This is a genomic window from Duganella rivi, from assembly GCF_009857435.1.
GTDB classification, from domain to species: Bacteria; Pseudomonadota; Gammaproteobacteria; order Burkholderiales; family Burkholderiaceae_D; genus Rugamonas; species Rugamonas rivi.
Genome location: NZ_WWCK01000004.1, coordinates 527,499 through 548,177, shown reverse-complemented (window position 1 = coordinate 548,177; position 20,679 = coordinate 527,499). Strand labels below are relative to the sequence as shown.

Annotated in this window: 9 protein-coding genes and 2 tRNA genes; 8 read left to right on the top strand and 3 right to left on the bottom strand. The window is 64.2% G+C overall.

Going from position 1 to position 20,679, the window contains the following annotated elements:
• Positions 1 to 55: 55 nt before the first annotated feature.
• From GTP45_RS14935 to GTP45_RS14910, 6 genes are all read left to right on the top strand, one after another.
• The gene (locus GTP45_RS14935) at positions 56 to 1,267 is read left to right on the top strand and encodes an aminotransferase-like domain-containing protein (RefSeq protein ID WP_371874458.1); all 1,212 of its coding nucleotides are present in this window, start codon (positions 56 to 58) and stop codon (positions 1,265 to 1,267) included.
• 139 nt (positions 1,268 to 1,406) lie between these two features.
• A complete protein-coding gene (locus GTP45_RS14930; protein ID WP_161014651.1) occupies positions 1,407 to 1,607 on the top strand; it encodes a hypothetical protein in 201 nt (66 codons plus the stop codon).
• Between the two features lie 92 nt (positions 1,608 to 1,699).
• A complete protein-coding gene (serS, locus tag GTP45_RS14925; RefSeq protein WP_161014650.1) occupies positions 1,700 to 2,989 on the top strand; it encodes a serine--tRNA ligase in 1,290 nt (429 codons plus the stop codon).
• A gap of 67 nt (positions 2,990 to 3,056) precedes the next feature.
• Positions 3,057 to 3,146, top strand: a tRNA-Ser gene (locus tag GTP45_RS14920).
• A 40-nt stretch (positions 3,147 to 3,186) separates the two neighbouring features.
• Positions 3,187 to 3,276, top strand: a tRNA-Ser gene (locus GTP45_RS14915).
• Positions 3,277 to 3,529: 253 nt separating this feature from the next.
• Positions 3,530 to 4,213 (top strand): SIMPL domain-containing protein, encoded by a 684-nt coding sequence (locus GTP45_RS14910; RefSeq protein ID WP_161014649.1) that lies wholly within the window; start codon positions 3,530 to 3,532, stop codon positions 4,211 to 4,213.
• 52 nt (positions 4,214 to 4,265) lie between these two features.
• Here GTP45_RS14910 and GTP45_RS14905 read toward each other — a convergent pair whose 3' ends face one another.
• Positions 4,266 to 5,117 (bottom strand): transposase, encoded by an 852-nt coding sequence (locus tag GTP45_RS14905; RefSeq protein WP_161014648.1) that lies wholly within the window; start codon positions 5,115 to 5,117, stop codon positions 4,266 to 4,268.
• Positions 5,118 to 5,298: 181 nt separating this feature from the next.
• On the opposite strand from GTP45_RS14905, the gene GTP45_RS14900 reads away from it, so the two are divergent.
• Positions 5,299 to 5,802, top strand: coding sequence for a DUF2059 domain-containing protein (locus GTP45_RS14900; protein WP_161014647.1), 504 nt, complete (start codon positions 5,299 to 5,301; stop codon positions 5,800 to 5,802).
• 9 nt (positions 5,803 to 5,811) lie between these two features.
• On the opposite strand, the gene GTP45_RS14895 is transcribed toward GTP45_RS14900, so the two are convergent.
• Both GTP45_RS14895 and GTP45_RS28055 read right to left on the bottom strand, forming a co-directional pair.
• Positions 5,812 to 6,354: a UPF0149 family protein gene (locus GTP45_RS14895; RefSeq protein WP_161014646.1), complete on the bottom strand. Its 543-nt coding sequence runs from the start codon at positions 6,352 to 6,354 to the stop codon at positions 5,812 to 5,814.
• A 37-nt stretch (positions 6,355 to 6,391) separates the two neighbouring features.
• The gene (locus tag GTP45_RS28055) at positions 6,392 to 6,541 is read right to left on the bottom strand and encodes a hypothetical protein (RefSeq protein WP_166454631.1); all 150 of its coding nucleotides are present in this window, start codon (positions 6,539 to 6,541) and stop codon (positions 6,392 to 6,394) included.
• Positions 6,542 to 6,791: 250 nt separating this feature from the next.
• Here GTP45_RS28055 and GTP45_RS28395 point away from each other — a divergent pair, with 250 nt between their 5' ends.
• Entirely contained in the window at positions 6,792 to 20,597 is a 13,806-nt protein-coding gene (locus GTP45_RS28395; protein WP_161014645.1) for a beta strand repeat-containing protein, read from the top strand.
• The last annotated feature ends 82 nt before the right edge of the window (positions 20,598 to 20,679 follow it).

Sequence of the window (20,679 nt, the reverse complement as noted above, 5' to 3'; positions counted from 1 at the left end):
ATTCCAAGGATTTCGTGGCGCACGATTAGTTGCGTAGGAGAAATCCTACAGCGCGGTGCCAGCCGCTGGAGCAGGGCGTCGGCAGGCGCACGCGCACCGCGCCCTGGCCTACCGCCTCGATCAGCATCAGCCCATCACGGCGCTGGTGCAAATGGGCTCGTCCTGGCCGCTCGGTGAAATGCTGCCGATGAAGCGCATGCAAAAGACCGTGGCGGCGGTGGCCCGCCGCGATGCCACGCTGCTGAGCGCGGTGAGCTGCTACGAGACCAACTATCCCGAATTCGCGCGCCAAATCGTCCGCCGCGCCATCGACTGGGGCCACGTCGATCCCAACGAGATCGTCGTCACCGGCTCGTGCACCGAGGCCATCAGCTTGTGCCTGTGCGCCGTGGCCAAGCCGGGCGACACCATCGCCATCGAGTCGGCCACCTATTTCGTGCTGCTGCAGCTGATTGAAGCGCTGGGCATGAAGGCGCTGGAAATCCCCACCCATCCGAAAACCGGCCCATCCATCGATGCGCTGGAATTGGCGCTGAGCGCCGGACTGGTGCAGGCCGTGCTGCTGATCCCCAACGCCAACAATCCGCTTGGCTGTATCATGCCGGAAGCGAACAAGCAGCGGCTGGCGGCGCTGGTAAGCAAGCACAACATCCCGCTGATCGAAGACGATGTCTACGGCGACCTGTGTTTTACGCCCGAGCGGCCGTGGCCGGTGAAAGCCTACGACACCGGCGGCAACGTGATGCTGTGCTCGTCGTTTTCCAAGGCTGTCAGTCCCGGCGCGCGGGTCGGTTACGTGCTGGCCGGCCGCTACGCGCAGGAGGTGGCGGTGCTGAAAATGGTGTCGAGCGGCGCCACCAGCCATTTCTTCCAGGCCGTGCTGGCCGACTTCCTCAGCGGCAGCGCCTACGAAACGCAGGTGCGCAAGATGCGGCGCGCGCTGGCGCAGCGGATCGCCCGCATGTCGGACGCGATTTGCCATGCTTTCCCGCAGCAGACCACGGTGTCTGAGCCGCAGGGCGGCTTCGTGGTGTGGGTCAGCTTGCCAGAGCAGGTTGACGCGCTGGCCTTGCACGAGCAAGCCATCGCGCAGGGCGTGGCTTTCATGCCGGGTCAGCTATTCTCCGCCTCGGGCAAATACAGCAATTACCTGCGCCTCAACTGCGGCAACGCGTGGAGTCCACGGGTAGAAGCCGCCATCGCTACGCTGGGCCAGCTAGTCCACCGCGAAGCCGACCGGCCAAGCGTGCTGCGCAGCGCCGCCTGATCCCGTTTTCCACCGTCTTTTTGCAGTTCAGCCGCCGTTTTGAGCGCTTCGTCGCATCCCCATCGCGGGCCAGAACGCCTTTAGGTACAGTACAACCATACCGCAGCACTTACTGACCAACCACCTGAAGGAGTCCATCATGAACATCGCTAAAAACATGGAAATCATCTTCGTTGCCGCCACCATCATCGCCGGCGCCACCACTTTCGCCACCGCCGCTGACGACCGCGCCGACTTCGCCATGCCAGCCGACAAAGTGGTCGCCGTCGCCAAGGCCGACATGCCAACCGTGACCGTGAGCGCCAAGCGCCTGACCGCCGCCGAAAAAGCCGCGCTGTAATGGCGGCAGCCGGCGGGCTGCGCAAAACTCGCAAGGAAGTGGCTTCATCTTGGTACAATTGACGTTTTCGATACAAACGGCACCTTGTTCCCATGATTGATATCCAACTTCTCCGTAAAGACATCGCCACCGTCGCCGAGCGACTGGCCGCCCGCAAGTTCAAGCTCGACGTAGACGCGTTCAACGCCCTCGAGTCGGAACGCAAGGCGATCCAGATCCGCACCGAAGAACTGCAAGGCAAACGCAACTCGCAGTCCAAGCTGATCGGCATGATGAAGGGCAAGGGCGAAGACACCACCGCCCTGATGGCGGAAGTGGCCGGCCTGGGCGACGAGCTCAAGGCCAACGAAGTGAAACTGGCTGACCTGCAGGGCAAGCTTGCCGACTTCCTGCAAACCATTCCGAACCTGCCGCACGAGTCGGTCCCGGTCGGCAATGATGAAACCGGCAACGTCGAAGTGCGCAAAGTTGGCACGCCGCGTACGTTTGATTTCGAGATCAAAGACCACGTTGACGTCGGCGGCCCGCTGGGCCTGGACTTCGACACCGCGACCAAGCTGACCGGCTCGCGCTTCTCGGTGATGAAAGGCGGCATCGCCCGTTTGCACCGCGCGCTGGCGCAGTTCATGCTGAACACCCACACTGACGAGCACGGCTACACCGAGTGCTACACCCCGTACATGGTCAACGCCGATTCGCTGCGCGGCACCGGCCAGTTGCCGAAATTCGAAGCCGACCTGTTCTCGGTGAAAAAAGGCGGCGCGGAAGGCGAGGGCGAGACCTTCTACCTGATCCCGACCTCGGAAGTCTCGCTGACCAACATCGTGCGCGACGACATCGTGGCAGCCGAAGCGCTGCCGCTGAAAATGACCGCCCACACGCCATGCTTCCGCTCGGAAGCGGGCAGCTACGGCCGCGACACCCGCGGCATGATCCGCCAGCACCAGTTCGATAAAGTCGAGATGGTGCAAGTGGTGCATCCAGATAACTCGTACACTGCGCTGGAAGAAATGGTCGGCCATGCCGAGACCATCCTGAAACGCCTGGGCCTGCCATACCGCGTGATGTCGCTGTGCACCGGCGACATGGGCTTCGGCGCGACCAAGACCTACGATCTGGAAGTGTGGCTGCCGGCGCAGAACACCTACCGCGAGATCTCGTCGCTGTCGAATTGCGAAGCGTTCCAGGCGCGCCGCATGCAGGCACGCTTCCGCAACGCCCAAGGCAAGCCGGAACTGCTGCACACCCTGAACGGTTCGGGCCTGGCCGTGGGCCGTACCCTGGTCGCCGTGTTGGAAAATTACCAGCAGGCCGATGGCTCGGTAGAGATCCCGGAAGTACTGCGTCCGTACATGGGCGGACAAACTTACTTGAAACTGTAAATTTGCCCTTCCATTTTCCCAAGCACCTGCTATAATCTTGCCTTCTCGCAGCAGCAGGTGGGAAAACGGAGAGGTGGCAGAGTGGTCGAATGTACTTGACTCGAAATCAAGCGTAGGGGCGACCCTACCGTGGGTTCGAATCCCACCCTCTCCGCCATTTGTTTGGATGTGAGAAAAATGTAGTAAATGCGTCACCAGGAGAGGTGGCAGAGTGGTCGAATGTACTTGACTCGAAATCAAGCGTAGGGGCGACCCTACCGTGGGTTCGAATCCCACCCTCTCCGCCAATATTCAATAAAAAAGCTCCCGCAAGGGAGCTTTTTTATTTTCCGAACAGGAGAGGAGCGAGCGCAGCTCGCGCGTGGGATTCGAAGACTCGCGCGTACTAGCGCGGGGCGGCCTGCGGGATGTAGGCGAATCCCACCCTCTCCGCCAATATTCAGTAAAAAAGCCTCCTTCGGGAGGCTTTTTTATATCCTTAAGTAGACAAACTTGTCTACATTGTGAATAATGCGTTTTCTTCAACTACGGAAGCAGACCATGTTCAAACCGCTCGTTCTCGCCCTTGCCTTGTTGCCGCTTGCCGTGCAGGCTTCCAATTTGCCGGACTATCCATTCATCCATACGACTGGCGAGGGTTTTGCCATGGTCGAGCCCGATATGGGCGAGATTGATTTCGACATCACCGCCTTCAATGCCGACGCGGCCGCAGCGGTGGCGATGGTGGCCGAGCGCGTCGCGCAAGTGCAGGCCTTGATGGTGGAAGGCGAATCGAGCGCGTCCATACGCGACATACGCAAGGAGATGCGAGCTGCCGAGGGCGACTACGCCATCCGCAGCTCGGTGCACATCGTGGTGCGCGACCTGGGCAAATGGCGGCCGCTGATGCAGGCGCTGCTGGCGATGCCCAATCTCGACCATATGTCGACCACCTTTGGCCGCAGCGACCGCGAGCAAGCCGAGCGCGAGCTGACCGCCAGCGCCGTCAAAGATGCGCAGCGCCGCGCCGAAGCGATGGCGGCCGGCTTCGGCAAAAAGGTGGGCGCAGTGAGTGCGATTTCCTCCGGCCAGTTACGCAACTTGACCAACGCGGTCGGCCTGATGCCGGGCGACCTGTACTACCGCAACCGCACCGTGGATGCCGCCCCGGCCGACAAAGACTTCCTGGCAACCGAAGTACTGCGCTGGTCGCAAACGGTGGATGTGATTTTCCGCATCAAATGAATTCGGGGTCAGCTCTGTCATTTGGACACGCGGCGCGTACCTTTGATATTTCTCAAGACATTTGCTGCTCATTGAGGAAGCTCTGTATCGCCCGGCTGACTGTTTTGACCGAAACCCGCGCGAAGCGGGCAATTTCCGGCATAGAGTAGCCCTGCGATAAATACGCCCGCGCCATGGCTTCTGCGGGCGAGCGATGGCGCGTGAAATATTCCGGCAGCGGGCGAGTTATCGCGGCGCGCTGATCGCGTTTGATCTCGGCCAGATCACCCTGCACATTGGTGCCAATTAGGCGATCGCAAAATGCTTCGTCACCGAGCATTAGTTGATTTTTCACCTCTCGCAGTGGGCTTGGGCCGTTAATGCCTGCAAGGACAAACTCCCGATAAGCTTGCTGCGCCTGATGCTGATTGCTGCTGAATTGTGCTAGTACCAAATTCACCCGTAGCCACGCTGGTGCGCCTGCCAGTCCGATGGCGGCACGATGGCTGCTCCATGGCCATGTCGCCGGCTGTGGCGTCATTCCGGCACGCACCGGATTCAACTCAATGTAGCGGGATAGCTCCAGCAAATATCTGTCTCGCTGGCACAGGATAGCCTTATACCGGCCCTGAAATACATGGCCAACCCGATCATGCCGCCGGTTGAAATATTGGGAATAGTTGCCGTTGAGGTAGCGCATGCCACGCGCCAGTCCTCCGTCCACGGTTTCCAGCAGCAGGTGGTAGTGGTTAGTCATCTGGCAGTAGGCGCGGACAGTGAAATTGAAACGCGCGCAAGTTTCGCCGAGCATGGAGAGCCATATCAGGCGATCGTTGTCTGAGCGATAAATACGGCCCTGCTTATCGCCACGTGCGGTGACGTGATAGAGTGCGCCGCGATATTCGATGCGTAATGGTCGGTTCATCCCACGAGTTTATGGCCGCGAGTTTTCCGCCTATTTGTGCTGCCTCAATATGAGCCTGGATGCGAGAGCTTTGCGACGCGCATTGATATTTCTCAAACATGTTTCGCGCGTGTCCAAATGACAGAGCTGACCCCGAATTGTTTTCCGGGCTAGAATGCTGAAAAATTAACTTGGAGATCCCATGAAGTCTTTTACTGCATTCCTCGCCGCTATTTTTCTGATTGGCGCCGTGCATGCCGCCACGCCGAATCCCGACGCTAATCAAGTCAAGGCGGCGCATGATTTGCTGGCCGCTATGCAGGCTGAGAAGATGATGCGCATGACTGCCGGCATGAGCCAGTACGCGTCGCCCGCCCAGCGCAAGGAGGTGATGGATAAGGTCATCAAGCTGCAACCGGAGCTGGTGTACTCGCGCTTGGCGCTGCCGGTTGCCAAGTTGCTTAGCACCGAGACGTCGCTGGAAATGACCAAGTTCTATCAGTCGAGCTACGGCCAGAAGGTGCTGCACGATACTTACAACAGCGGCGCGCAACTCAATCCAAGCACTCCTAAGCCGACCGCCGCAGAAACGGCCGCGCTGAAGAAGCCAGCCTACATCGCCGCCAACAAGGAGTTCAAGGCCAATGAGCAGGCGATCCACCACGAGACCTTCTTGCTGTTGAAGGCCATCATCAACGGCAAGTAACGCCGGCTGTTAGCCGCAGCACTTTTTGTACTTCTGGCCGCTGCCGCAAGGGCAGGGGTCATTGCGGCCGACCTTGGCCGCTTTCGCGACCGGCGCGTGGAAGAAGGCGTGGATCTGGATCACCGACGGCGTCACCTTGGCCGCATTCACTGGTGATTGGAACGGCATCAATAACGCCGGCTGCTGCGCCCGCAGCGGCGCCCACGCGTCGCCGCCCAGCTGCACGCCGGCCATGAAGCCGGCGCCCCACGCATCCGCCGTCCAGCTGCCGCCGCACTCATAGATCGGCTCGAAGCTGGCCGGATCTTTTTGCATCCATACCTGCATGTAGTCGTGATGGCGCAGCACCAGCGCCGTTGCTTCCGCGCAGCCCGCTCCGGCGTCGCCCCATACCAGCGGCAGCCACGCGTCTTGCGCCACTTCCGCCGGGCCGATCGCCAGCGCGGTCAACAAGCCTTCCAGCTTGGCCACGTCCATGCTGCCTGGGCTCAGCGCCGCCAGCAGGTCGTCAAGTTGCTCGTATTCGTCGTCGTTTAGTGGCGTGCTGCTCATGGTGCGCGGTGTTCCGTGTGAAAAGCCGCCATTGTACCTATTTCGCTTTGGGCGGCTGCGGTTTGTTTTTCGGCTTGTCGATCACCAGCACGTGCTGGTCTACTGCGCCGGATTTTTCCTGCTTGACGACTTGCACCGCCACTGGACGGTGGTCATACACGGAGCGCGGAGCCTTGGGAGCCAGCATGGTTATTCCTTGATAAGCATGGATGATGCCGCCGCAGATGGTGTCCCGTTTTCATTTTTTCAAGCTTGCTTTTTCCTCTGTTGTTTTTCGGAAGGGGTCAGAGATTTACGGAAATTGCGCCGCCTTTTGCTTGGTAAATTGGCTACCCAAATGTTACTTTGGCACCTCAATCCGACCGCTCCAAAGATGGCGGCGGAACCGTAGCCAGGCAGTAGTCTTGGCGCGCAAACCAATATTCAGGGATAAGATCATGGGAATTGTAATCAACGGCACTAACGGCCCCGAGGAGCTTGACGCGACCGGCGGCGGCGACACCCTCAATGGCCTCGGCGGGAATGACATGCTGTTCGGCTGGGACGGCCCGGACGTCATCAACGGCGGCGACGGCGACGATTACATCAACGTGCGGGGCCGCGGCTCCGATACCGTGGACGGCGGCGCAGGCTTAGACCGCGTGAGCTATTACAACACCGCCGGCCCGCTGAGCGTGAATCTTGAAACCGGCACGGCCGACGACGGCAACGGCAGCAACGCCATCGATCACCTGACCAGCATCGAACGCATCAACGGCAGCAACGCGTTCGGCGACGTGATTATCGGCCGCGCCGACACCAACGAAACCCTGTACGGCAACGGCGGCAACGACACCCTCGACGGCGGCGCCGGCGGCAGCGATACCACCAGCTATTACTTTGCCCAAGGCGGCGTGCAGGTCAACCTGGCGCTGGGCGCCAGCAGCGGCGCGGACGGCGCGGATGTGCTCAGTAATTTTGAAAACGTTGAAGGCAGCAACAGCTACAACGACACCATCATCGGCGACAGCGGCGCCAACATCCTGTCGGGCTTGGACGGCGACGATATGCTGACCGGCGCCGGCGGCAACGACACCATCATTGGCGGCGCCGGCAACGACCGCGCTTTCTACAGCGGCAACCGCGGCGACTACACGCTGACCACGCTGGCCAATGGCGACATCCAGGTGCAGGACAATCGCGGCGGTTCGCCGGACGGCACGGACACTGTGCGCGGTGTGAAGTTCCTGCAATTTGCCGATGTGACGCTGACGGCGGCGCAGCAGGAGCAAGTGGTCAGCAGCACCAAGACCGGCCACCAGGCGTTCAATTACTCGATCGTCTTGCAGGGCACCGGCGGCGCCGGCGCGAACGGTTACGTGACGGTGTTCCGCGCCGCCGACGCCAATGGCGAAGGCATTTACATGCGCCTGTTCAGCGGCGACGGCGAGCCACGCACCACCGATCTGCTGGTCAACACCACCACCACCGGCGACCAGCGTGCGCCGACCGCGGTGTCCTTGTCGGACGGCGGCTTTGTGGTGATGTGGGACAGCACGCCGGAGGCGGGCACCTACACCAATACCGGCCTGGTCGAAATCAAGATGCAGCGCTTCGATGCGGACGGCAACAAGGTCGGCAGCGAGGTGCAGGTCAACACCACCACCGATTATCAGCAGCGCTTCCCATCGGTCACCGCCACCGCCGACGGCGGCCTGTTTGCCGCATGGCAGTCGCGCCAGGAAGGCGGCGGCGCCAATAACGGCATTTACGGCCAGAAGTTCGATGCGGCCGGCGCCAAGGCCGGCGCCGAGATCCAGATCAACACCACCACGGCCGGTAATCAAATGTACCCGCTGGTGCGGCAAATCGCCACCGACAACGATCACGATGGTGTTGTCGACGGCAACATGGTGGTGGCGTGGTACGGCCAGCTATCGGATGGCAGCAACGGCTTTGCCCAGCAATTGCTGAACCCCGACGGCAGCAAGAGCGGCGCCGAGAAAATCGTGTACAGCCTGCCTCCCGGCGCGGTATCGAACTTCGCCCACCAGACCACGGTAGACGGCGGCTACGTGCTGTCATGGGTGGTGACCATGACCGACGGCCGCGGCGCAGTGATGGCGCGCACCTTCAATAACGACGGCACGGAACGCGGCCCGGCGATCACCGCCGCCTCCGGCGAGTACTACCTTGGCGTTGACGTCATCACCAACTACGCCGGCAACGTGATGATGGTATGGGACGTGCGCCACCCGGATGGCAGCAGCGCCATCGTCGGCCAGAACTTCAACCCGGCCACCGGCTTGCCGGTTGGGCCGCAGTACCTGGTCAGCAACCACAGCAACGGCGGCGCGGCGATGTATCCGACCCTGAATGGATCCGGCAACGGCGATGTGCTGGTGAGCTGGGGCACGCAAGGCAACCCCATCAACGGCGACAGCGGCGGCATTTACCAGCAGATGATCAATGGTAACGGCGAAACGGAATTCGGCGTGTTCAACACCGGCGCCGCGCCGGCCGCACCAACACTGTCGGTGCAAACCGTGGCCGGCGGCGGCATGCCGCAAACCAATCCTAACGGCAGCTATGTGTTGAGCCCGGCGCTGAGCAGCGGCGATACGGTCAACTTGCAGCACCTGGCGCTGAGCGGCAGCGCTCCTTTCGGCACCAAGGTGACGATTTATTCCGGCGACACGCCGATCGCGTTTGCCACAGTGGATGACCAAGGACTGTGGACGGCCGACCTCAAGAAACTGAACGACGGCGTCTATCACTTGAAGGCGGTGGTGACCGATCTGTTCGGCAACGCCAGCGCGGCCAGCAGCGTGTTTGATTTGACGGTGCAGAGCAGCGCCGTGATCAACGGCACCAGCGGCGACGACAGCCAGCAGTACTGGTACAACAACGGCGCCAACAGCAGCGCGCAAGCGCTCAACGGCGGCGACGGCAATGACACCATCGATGGCGGTGGCGGACTTGACACGCTGAGCGGCGGCGCTGGCGATGACACTTACGTCGTCAACGGCTACAACATCATCAATGAGGCGGCTTCGTCCGGCACCGACACCGTCGTCAGCACCCACGGCATGATGTTGCCGGCCAACGTAGAGAACCTCACCGTCAGCAGCAATTTCAGCCAGGGCCTGTGGGGCAATGGCCTCGATAACGTGCTCAAGGGCGGCAGCGGCGGCGATTACCTCAATGGCGGCGCCGGCAATGACGTGCTGGACGGCGGCGCCGGCAACGATAGCTTCCAACTGTCGGCCGGCCAGGACACGGTGCTCGGCGGCGCCGGCGACGAGGACACACTTAGTGTCGAGATCGCCGAGGCCACGCACGGCGTCAACATCAACCTGGCCACGCAGGCCATCCTCGACAACGGCCTCGGTGAAACCGGCGTCATCAGCGGTGTCGAGGAACTCGAAGGCAGTGTCTACAGCGACACCTTCAACGGCAGCGAGGCTGACGAGACCTTCATCAGTAACGGCGGCAGCGACAGCATCAGCGGCGGCGACGGTTTTGACGTCCTGATCTATGGCGGCAAGCAGAACTTCACCGGCAGCCTCGCCACCAGCACCGGCAGCAGCGCCGACGGCGCCATCACCTTTAGCGGCATCGAGGCGCTGGGCGGCGGCGCCGGCAACGACAGCCTGACCGGCAGCAGCAAGGCCGACATCCTCGGCGGCTTCCTCGGCAATGACACCCTGACCGGCGGCGCCGGCGATGACACGCTGTTCGGCCTCGGCGGCGACGACACAGCCGTCTTCAGCGGCAAGCAGAGCGATTACAACATCCGCACCACGGTGGAAGGCACGGTGACGGTGCAGGATAAGCGCACCGGTTCGCCGGACGGCAGCGACACCTTGCAGGGGGTGCACAAGCTGCAATTCTCCGACGGCACGGTGAGCTTGAAGGCCGTCGACCGGGTGGTCAGCAGCAATCCCGGCAACTACCAGATTTACCAAAGCACCGCCGCCAACGGCCACCACGGCGACGGCTACGTGCAAGTGTTCCGCGCCAGCGACGGCAGTGGCGACGGCCTGTACGCGCGCGCCTTCGACTCGGACGGCTTTGCCACCGGCCCGGACGTGCTGATCAACATGAGCAACACGCAGGGCGACCAGCGCGCGCCGGTGGTGGCCAGCCTGAACGGCGGCGGCTTCGTGGTGGCTTACCACAGTGCCCCGACCGTGGGTGCCGCCTACAACGACCCGGGCTGGGACATCAAGGTGCAGCTATTGAGCGGCAACGGCCAGCCGATGGGCAACCCGATCACCGTCAGCACCACGCCGGACGCCGCGCAGCGCGTGCCGGCCGTGACGGTGCTCAGTTCCGGCAACTTCGTGGTGACGTGGCAGTCGGCGCAGGCCGGCGTGGATCATCACCTCGCAGTGTACGCGCGCACCTTCGATTCCAGCGGCAATCCGATGGGCGGCGAGGTGCTGGTGGGCTCGGCCAGCGACGCACCGCAGTCTGGCCCGGCCATCACCAGCCTGGGCGACGGCGGTTACGTGATCGTGTGGAGCAGCTTCACTGAAGACGGCCATGCCGTGCTGATGGAGCAGCGTTTCAGCGCTGCCGGCAGCAAGTTGGGGACGGAGCTGGTGGTACACGAATCGGCGGCCAGCGCCGGCACGCTGTCGGTAGCGCACGCCAGCGGCTTGGCCGGTGGCGGCCACGTCCTGACCTGGCTGGCCGATGCCGATGGCAGCGGCGGCGGTGACAACGTAGTCATGGTGCGCGCCTACGATGCCAGCGGCAACCCCGCCGGCACCGCCTTCGTGGCCGGCAGTGCCGGCTACCAGAACTCGTGCACCGTGCTGGGCCTGAGCGACGGCAGCTACATGGTGGTGTGGGACGTGGAAAACATCGACGGCACGTCGGCCATCATGGGGCGCCGCTACGGCAGCGACAACGCCGCGCTGTCGGCCGAATTCAAGATCAGCAACGGCAATACTGCCGGCATCAAGCTGTTCCCGACGCTGGCCGAATTCGACGACGGCCAGATCGTGGTCAGCTGGGGCACGCAGGGTGCGGCCGAGCTGACCGGCAGCGGCGGCATCTACCAGCAGATCATCGATTACAACGGCAATCCGAGCTTCTACGCGGGCGACAACTCGGGCGCCAAGCCCGCCGCGCCAACGCTGACGGTGCAGACCGTGGTGGGCGGCGCCAGCCCGGTGCTGGATCCGGCCTATCCAAGCGCGGCATACTACCTGAAGGATGCGCCGCTGAGCAGCGGCACGGCGGTCAGCAACAGCCACCTGGTGATCAGCGGCACCGCCGCGCCGGGTTCGAGCATTACCGTCAAGGACGGCACGACCACGCTGGGCACGGCCTATGTGGACGATGATGGCCGCTGGGCGCTGGATGTGAAGATGCTGGCCACCGGCAGCCATACATTGACGGCCACCGTCACCAACCTGTCCGGCGTGACCAGCAATGCCAGCGCAGCCTTCAATCTGACGATCAACAACGTGATCACCGGCACCGCCGGCGCCGATGGCGGCGACTACTGGGCTTTGCGCGGCGCTAACGACACCGCCCAGCAATTGACCGGCCTCGACGGCAACGACACGATGGACGGCGGCGGCGGGGCCGATACCCTGACCGGCGGCGCCGGCGACGATACCTACATCGTCAAGAACACCGGCGTCGTGATCGTGGAAGCGGCCGGCGGCGGCACCGACACGGTGAAGACGGCGATCAGCTTGACGCTGCCAGCCAACGTCGAGAACGGCATGGCGTCTACTGAGAATGCCGTGGCCCTGACCGGCAATGCGCTCAACAACGCCCTCGGCGGCAACGCCGGCAACGACACGCTGAGCGGCGGCGCGGGGGCCGATACGCTGGCCGGCAACGGCGGCGACGACACTTACGTGGTGGACGTGGCCGGCGACGTGATTCTGGAAAACGACGGCGCCGGCATTGATGCGGTGCAGGTCGCCTTCACTGCGGCAGGCACTTACGCGCTGGGCGCCAACGTGGAAAACGCCTCGGTCACCGGCACCGCAGCCATTAACCTGAGCGGCAACGGCCAGTCCAACGTCCTGCTCGGCAATGGCGTAGCCAACATCCTGACCGGCAACGGCGGCGATGATGTGCTGAACGGCGGCGCCGGCAACGACACCATGATCGGCGGCGAGGGCAACGACGTCTACGTGGTGGACGCAGCCCTTGATGTCGTCACTGAGGGCGTTGATGCCGGCATCGATACGGTGCAGACCGCGCTCACCAGCTACACGCTGGCTGCCAACGTCGAGCACCTGAAATTCAATGGCACGGGCACGGCTACCTTTAACGCGGCCGGCAATGCCGGCGCCAACCAGATCGACGGCGGCGCCAATAACGACACGCTGAACGGCGGCGCCGGCAACGACACCCTCAAGGGCAGCGCTGGCAACGACAGCCTGCTCGGCGGCGACGGCGATGATGTGCTGATGGCGGGCGTAGGCGCGGCCGACGTGGCCGACGGCGGCGCCGGCGACGATACCTTGGTGGTCGCCGGTAACTACGCCAACTTCACGCGCCTGCGCGTGACCGAGAGCGACACCAGGCTGACCAATCTCACCACCGGCGAGACCATCACCATCCGCAACGTCGAGCACGTGCAATTCGGCGACGAGACCCATGACCTGGAAGATCTCATCGCCAATAGCGCCAGCCCCGGCCCGGATCTCATCGAAGGCACCGACAACAACGATACGCTGGACGGCGGCGCCGGCGCTGACACCCTGCTCGGTTTCAACGGCGACGACACCTACATTCTCGACAACAAGGACGACAGCGTTACCGAAGCGCTCAACGGCGGCATCGACACCGCGCTGGTCAGCTACGCCGCGGCCGGTACTTACACGCTGGCCCCGTACCTGGAAAACGCCAGCGTCACCTCGGCGGCCACGGTAGCGGTCAACCTCGTCGGCAACACGCTGGACAACAAGCTGATCGGCAACGGCGCGGCCAACAACCTGGCCGGCAATGCCGGCAACGACACGCTGGACGGCGGCGCCGGCGTCGATACCATGGTGGGCGGCAATGGCAACGACACCTACGTGGTGGACGTGGCCGGCGACGTGGTAACCGAGCTGGCCAACGGCGGCACCGACACCGTGATGACTGCGCTGTCCACCTACACCATGGCGGCCAACGTGGAAGTGCTGGTGTACACCGGCAGCAATCCGCTCAACGCCACCGGCAATGACGTCAACAACAATATCGCAGGCACCACCGGCAACGACACGCTGGCCGGCGGCGCCGGCAATGACCAGCTCAGCGGCAACGCCGGCAACGACGGCATGCAGGGCGGCGCCGGCAACGATACGCTGATCGGCGGCGAGGGCAATGATTCGCTCGACGGCGGCGCCGGCAGCGACGTACTGAATGGCGGCGCCGGCAGCGACACGCTGGACGGTGGCCTCATCACCGACAAGATCGGCTACAGCGATGCCAACCTCGCCAACTACGACGGTGCGACGTCGGGCATCAATGTCAACCTCGCCACCGGCGTGGCGCAGGACGGCTACGGCGGCACCGACAAGCTCAGCAACATCAACTTCGTGCGCGGCTCGGCCAAGGCCGACGTGCTGACCGGCAGCACCGCGCTGCAACTGGAACAGTTCGAGGGCGGCGCCGGCGACGACACTATTGATGGCGGCGTCGTCACCGATACGCTGAACCAGGAAAACAACAACCGGGTCAGCTATCAGAATGCCGCTTCCGGCGTCGTGGTGGATCTGGCGGCCGGCGAGGCGACCGGCGACGCCACCGGCCACGATACCCTGGCCAATATCACGCAGGTGCGCGGCTCCGCCCATGACGATGAACTGATCGGCTCGGACTCCGATCTGACCGAACAGTTTGAAGGCATGGCCGGCAGCGACACCATCGACGGCAAGGGCGGCTTCGACTTTGCGCGCTACGATACTTCGACTGCCGGGGTGCAGGTTGACCTGCACGCCGGCACGGCAACCCTGATGGACGACAGCGGCGACGTCGATACGCTGCTCAACATCGAGGGCGTGCGCGGCTCGGCCTTCCATGATGAACTGGTGGGCGGCAACGAGGAAAACGAGACCGAGGCCTTCATGGGCAACGGCGGCGACGACTACATCGACGGCGGCATCGGCTACGACCGTGTCGACTACACCAGCAGCACCAGCGCGGTGGTGGTCGATCTGGCGGCGGGCACGGCGCAGGACGGACTGGGCGGCGTGGATGACTTGCTCAACATCGAGGGCGTACGCGGCTCGGCCTTCAACGACACGCTGCTGGGCAGCGACGCCGAGTTTGAATCGTTCGAAGGGCGCGAAGGCAACGACAGCATCGACGGCAAGGACGGCACCGACCGCGTCGACTACGAGCACGCCAAGGCCGGCGTGCAGGTCGCGCTGGGCGTCGGCGCGGCAGCAGGCAGCGCCAAGGACGGCTACGGCGGCACCGACACGCTGCTCAATATCGAGGACGTGCGCGGCAGCACCTTCAACGACACCATCACCGGCAATGCCGAGGCCAACCACCTGCAAGGCCTGTCCGGCAACGACAGCCTGCAAGGCGGCGCGGGCGAGGATCTGCTCGATGCCGGCAGCGGCGTGGACGTGGTGGACGGCGGCGCCGATGCCGACTTGCTGGTGCTGAAAGGCGCTTACGAGAGCTACACCATCACCCGCCCGAACGCGACCGACGTCGTGCTGGTCAACAGCGAGACCGGCGAGAACGTCACGGTGCGCAACGTCGAGCTGTTCCAGTTCAACGGCGATACCGTGCTGAGCTACGAGGAAGTGATCGCCAATCAGCCGAGCAAGTTTGCCGACGTGCTGGTCGGCACCGACGACGCTGACACGCTCAACGGCCTGGCCGGCAGCGACACCATGTCCGGCCTGGACGGCGACGATACCTACGTGGTCGACGTGGCGGGCGACGTCATCATCGATACCGCGGGCCACGACACCGTCGAGGTGGCGTACACGGCGGCCGGCGCCTACGCCATGGGCGAAGACGTGGAAGACGCCTACGTGACGTCCGCGCTGGCGGTCAACGTGGTCGGCAACGCGGCTGACAACCAACTGGTGGGCAACGCCGCCGCCAACGCGCTGAGCGGCGGCGCGGGCGACGACACGCTGGACGGCGGCGCCGGCAGCGATACCATGATCGGCGGCGACGGCGACGACACCTACTACGTCGATGCCGCCGGCGACACGGTGACGGAAGCCGGCGGCGGCGGTACCGACCTGGTGAAGACCACGCTGGCGACCTACACGCTGGCGGCCAATGTCGAATCGCTGAGCTTCAACGGCAATAGCACGGCCGCCTTCAACGCCACCGGCAACGCGCTGGATAACGACATCAGCGGCCGTGCCGGCAACGATACCCTGAACGGCGGCGCTGGCAACGATACGCTGACCGGCATGGCCGGCGACGACAGCCTGCTCGGCGGCGACGGCAACGATGAACTGGATCCGGGGCTGGGCAGCAATGTGGTGGACGGCGGCGCCGGGCAAGACACGGTAATCCTGCTGCGCGATTTCAATGCCTACACGCGCACCCGCATCAGCGCTACCGAGACCAGGCTGGTGAACACCGAACTGAACGAGACGGTCATCGTCCGCAACGTCGAGAAGTTCCTGTTCAACGGCGTGGAGAAAACGCTGGACGAGGTCAACTTCAACCTGCCTAGCGTCGGCAACGACGTGCTGGAAGGCACGGATGCCAACAACACCATGGATGGCGGCCTCGGCAGCGACACCATGGCCGGCCTCGCAGGCGACGATACTTACGTGCTCGACGTTGCCACCGACGTGGTGAACGAGGCGGCTGACGCCGGCCTCGACACGGTGCAACTGGCCTTCAAGGCGGCCGGTACTTACACCATGACGGCCAACGTGGAAAACGCGGTGGTCACCGGCACCGTAGCGATCAATGTGGTGGGCAATGCGCTGGACAACGTCATCACCGGCAACGCCCTGGCGAATAGCCTGACGGGCGGCGCGGGCAACGACACCTTGCTCGGCGGTGCAGGCAGCGACATCATGATCGGCGGCGCCGGTGATGACGTCTACTCGGTGGACGTGGCCGGCGACGTGGTGACCGAGGGCGTAGAGGCGGGCCATGACCGCGTCGAGACCACGCTGACGACCTACACGCTGGCGGCCAACGTCGAGGATCTGAAGTACACCGGTACAGGCAACTTCGGCGCCACCGGCAATGCGCTCGATAACGAGATCACCGGCGGCGTGGGCAAGGACACGCTCAACGGCGGCCTCGGCAGCGATACCTTGCGCGGCGGCGCGGGCGACGACAGCCTGCTCGGCGGCGACGGCAATGACGTGCTGTACGCCGGCACCGGCAACGACGTGCTGGACGGCGGCGCCGGCAGCTTCGACACCGTTCGCTTGATGGGCAAGTTCGCCGACTACGTGCGCACCCGCGTCACGGCAACCGACACCAAGCTGGTCAACATCGACACCGGCGAGTCCGTTATCATCCGCAACATCGAGAACGTCGAGTTCTCGGTGGGCGACAGCACCATCGACGAGATCAACTACAACCTGGTCAGCGTCGGCAACGACGTGCTGGTAGGCGGCGCTGGCAATGACACCATCGACGGCAACACCGGCAGCGACACCATGACCGGCCACGAGGGCAGCGATACCTACGTGGTTGACGTCGCCACCGACGTGGTGGTGGAGGCCGCGAACGAGGGCACCGACACGGTCGAGGTGGCATTCAAGGCCGCCGGCACCTACGTGCTGCCGGCCAACGTGGAGCGCGCCGTTGCCACCGGCACGGTCGCGATCAGCCTGGCCGGCAACGAGCTCGACAACACATTGACCGGCAATGCGCTGGCTAACAAGCTGAGCGGAGGCGCCGGCAACGACTCGCTGAACGGCCTCGCGGGCGCCGACACGATGGAAGGCGGCTTGGGCAATGACTCCTACACGGTGGACGTGGCCGGCGACGTGGTGACGGAAGGCGTGGATGCAGGCTTCGACTATGTGTACTCCAAGCTGGGAGCCTACATCCTGGGCGCCAACCTGGAGTACCTCGCGTACAGCGGCGTCACCGGCAATTTCACCGGTACCGGCAATGCGCTGGACAACGTCATCAATGGCGGCCTCGGCAACGATACCCTGAACGGCGGCGCCGGCAACGATAGCCTGGACGGCAGCACCGGCAACGATAGCCTGCTGGGCGGCGATGGCGACGACGCGCTGGCGCCGGGCGGGGGCGCCGACGTGGTCGATGGCGGCGCCGGCAGCGACACGGTGTATGTCGCAGGCGACTTCGATGCCTACGTCCGCACCCGTGTCACGCTGACCGATACCAAGCTGGTCAACATTGCCACGGGCGACTCGGTGATTATCCGCAACGTCGAAACTGTGCACTTTGCCGATGGCAACAAGTCGCTGGAGGATGTGAACGCCAACCTCGCCAGCACCGGCAATGATGTTATCTCCGGTGGCGATAACAACGATACGCTGAACGGCGGCGCCGGCAGCGACAGCATGTCCGGCGGCCTTGGCAACGACACCTACATTGTCGACGCGGCGGGCGACGTGGTGACCGAGCTCGAGGATCAGGGCACCGATACCGTCAACGTCGCCTTCACGGCGGCCGGCAGCTACACGCTGGGTGCGAACGTGGAGAACGGCACGGTGACCGGCACGGTGGCCATCAGCATCGCCGGCAACGATCTGGACAACGTCCTGACCGGCAATGCGGTCGCCAACAAGCTGAGCGGCGGCGCCGGCAACGATACGCTGATCGGCGGCGCCGGCGTCGATACGCTGGAGGGCGGCGTCGGCAACGACGTCTACGTGGTGGACGTGGCCACCGATGTCGTCAACGAAGGCGCAGGCGCCGGCACCGACCGCGTCGAAACCGCGCTGGCGAGCTACGCGCTGGGCCTGAACGTCGAGAATCTCCAGTACACCGGCACGGCGAACTTTACCGGCACCGGCAACACGCTCGGCAACGAGATCACCGGCGGCATCGGCAAAGATACGCTGAACGGCGGCCTCGGCAACGACACCCTGCGCGGCGGGGCAGGCGACGACAGCCTGGCCGGCGGCGATGGCGACGACCTGCTGTCTGCGGGCATCGGCGCGGCCGACATCATCGACGGCGGCGCCGGCAGCGATACGGTGCAGGTACTGGGCGAGTTCAAGGATTACATCCGCTCCCGCGTGAACGGCACCGACACCAGGCTGGTCAACCTCGCCACCGGCGAAGCGCTGACCATCCGCAACGTCGAAACCGTGCACTTCACCGATGGCGACAAGCTGCTGAGCGAGGTGCAAGACAACAGCGCCAGCACCGGCAACGACGTGCTGACCGGCAGCGACAACAACGACACCATCAACGGCGGCGCAGGCAGCGACACCATGTCCGGCTATCTCGGCGATGACGTCTACGTGGTCGATGTGGCCAGCGACGTGGTGAGCGAGCTGGAAGACGAGGGCATTGATCTGGTGCAGGTGGCCTACACCGCCGCCGGCGCCTACACGCTGACGGCCAACGTCGAAAACGCCACGGTGAGCTCGGCTGCGGCAGTCAGCCTGGTCGGCAATGCGCTCGACAACGTCCTCACCGGCAACGCCGCAGCCAACAAGCTGACCGGCGGCGCCGGCAACGACACCCTGAACGGCGGCGCCGGCACCGACACCATGGAAGGCGGCGCCGGCAACGATGTCTACGTGGTGGACGTCGGCACTGACGTGGTGACCGAAGCCGGGGGCGCCGGCACCGACCGCGTGGAAACCACGCTGGGCACCTACACGCTGGCGGCCAACGTCGAGAACCTGAAATACATCGGCGCGACCGCCATCAACGCCACCGGCAATGTGCTCGACAACGACATCACCGGCGGCAGCGGCAAGGACACCTTGACCGGCGGCCTTGGCAGCGACACGCTGCGCGGCGGTGCAGGCGACGACAGCCTGGCCGGCGGCGATGGCGACGACCTGCTGCTCGCCGGCCTCGGCTTGGCCGACGTGGTTGACGGCGGCGCCGGCAGCGACAAGGTGCAAGTGCTGGGTGACTTCAAGGACTACGTGCGCACCCGCGCGACCCTGACCGATACCAAGCTGGTCAATACCGTCACCGGCGAGACGCTGACCATCCGCAACGTCGAAACCGTGGCGTTTGCCGACGGCGACAAGACGCTGGCGGAGGTGAACGCCAACGTCGCCAGCCCGGGCAACGACTCACTGACCGGCCTGGACGGCAACGACACGCTGAACGGCGGCGCCGGCATCGACACCATGGCCGGCGGCCTCGGCAACGACACCTACGTCATCGATGTGCTGACCGACGTGGTGAGCGAGCTGGCCGACCAGGGCAGCGACACTGTCAACGTGGCGTTGGCGGCGGCCGGCAGCTACACGCTGCCAGCCAACGTGGAAAACGGCACGGTGACCGGCACAGCGGCAATCAGCATCGTCGGCAACGACCTGGACAACATCCTGACCGGCAATGGCGTGGGCAACACGCTGACCGGCGGCATCGGCAACGATACGCTGGTCGGCGGCGCCGGCACCGACACCCTGATCGGCGGCGTGGGCAACGACGTCTACGTGATCGACGTCAGCACCGACGTCGTGACCGAGGCCGTAGGCGCCGGCACCGACCGCGTGGAAACCGCGCTGGCGAACTACACCTTGGCGGCCAACGTCGAGAACCTGGTCTACACCGGTTCGCTGGCCTTTACCGCCACCGGCAACGCGCTGGCGAACGACATCAAGGGCGGCATCGGCGCCGACAAGCTGACAGGCGGCACCGGCAACGACACGCTGAGCGGCGGTGCAGGCAGCGATACGCTGGCCGGCGGCCTTGATGCCGACACCTTCGTGCTGAACAGCGCGACCGGCATCGACACCATTAGCGACTTGCTTACTGGCACCGACAAGCTGGCCATCAGCCAGGCCGCCTTTGCCATCGGCAATGGAGATGCCGTGATCGACGGCGCCGAGCTGCGCACCAGCGCCGGCGGCTTCTCGTCGAGCGCCGAGCTGGTGGTGTTCACGCCGAATGTGAGCGGCACGGTGTCGGCCGCCACGGCGGCTGCGGTGATCGGCTCGGCCGCCAGCGGCTTCACGCTGAACCAGCAGGCGCTGTTCGTGGTCGATAACGGCGCCAACAGCTACGTCTACCTGTTCAAGTCGAGCGGCACCGACGCGGCGGTATCGGTCGGCGAGCTGACCCAAATCGCCGTCCTGACCGGCAACGCCGCCACGGCCTTGGCCGACTACCAGTTCGTCGCCTGACGCGACTGGAGCCGCCCTGCGTGCGTTGGCGCACGCAGGGCGGCATTTCCTTCCTTGCTTATGGCGCCGCTTGCCCAACACT

Bases quoted from the DNA above. Each gene is read 5' to 3' on its own strand.
- serS (WP_161014650.1), top strand. From the start codon at position 1,700: ATGATTGATATCCAACTTCTCCGTAAAGACATCGCCACCGTCGCCGAG.
- GTP45_RS14900 (WP_161014647.1), top strand. From the start codon at position 5,299: ATGAAGTCTTTTACTGCATTCCTCGCCGCTATTTTTCTGATTGGCGCC.
- GTP45_RS28395 (WP_161014645.1), top strand. From the start codon at position 6,792: ATGGGAATTGTAATCAACGGCACTAACGGCCCCGAGGAGCTTGACGCG.
- GTP45_RS14930 (WP_161014651.1), top strand. From the start codon at position 1,407: ATGAACATCGCTAAAAACATGGAAATCATCTTCGTTGCCGCCACCATC.
- GTP45_RS14910 (WP_161014649.1), top strand. From the start codon at position 3,530: ATGTTCAAACCGCTCGTTCTCGCCCTTGCCTTGTTGCCGCTTGCCGTG.
- GTP45_RS14905 (WP_161014648.1), bottom strand. From the start codon at position 5,117: ATGAACCGACCATTACGCATCGAATATCGCGGCGCACTCTATCACGTC.
- GTP45_RS28055 (WP_166454631.1), bottom strand. From the start codon at position 6,541: ATGCTGGCTCCCAAGGCTCCGCGCTCCGTGTATGACCACCGTCCAGTG.
- GTP45_RS14895 (WP_161014646.1), bottom strand. From the start codon at position 6,354: ATGAGCAGCACGCCACTAAACGACGACGAATACGAGCAACTTGACGAC.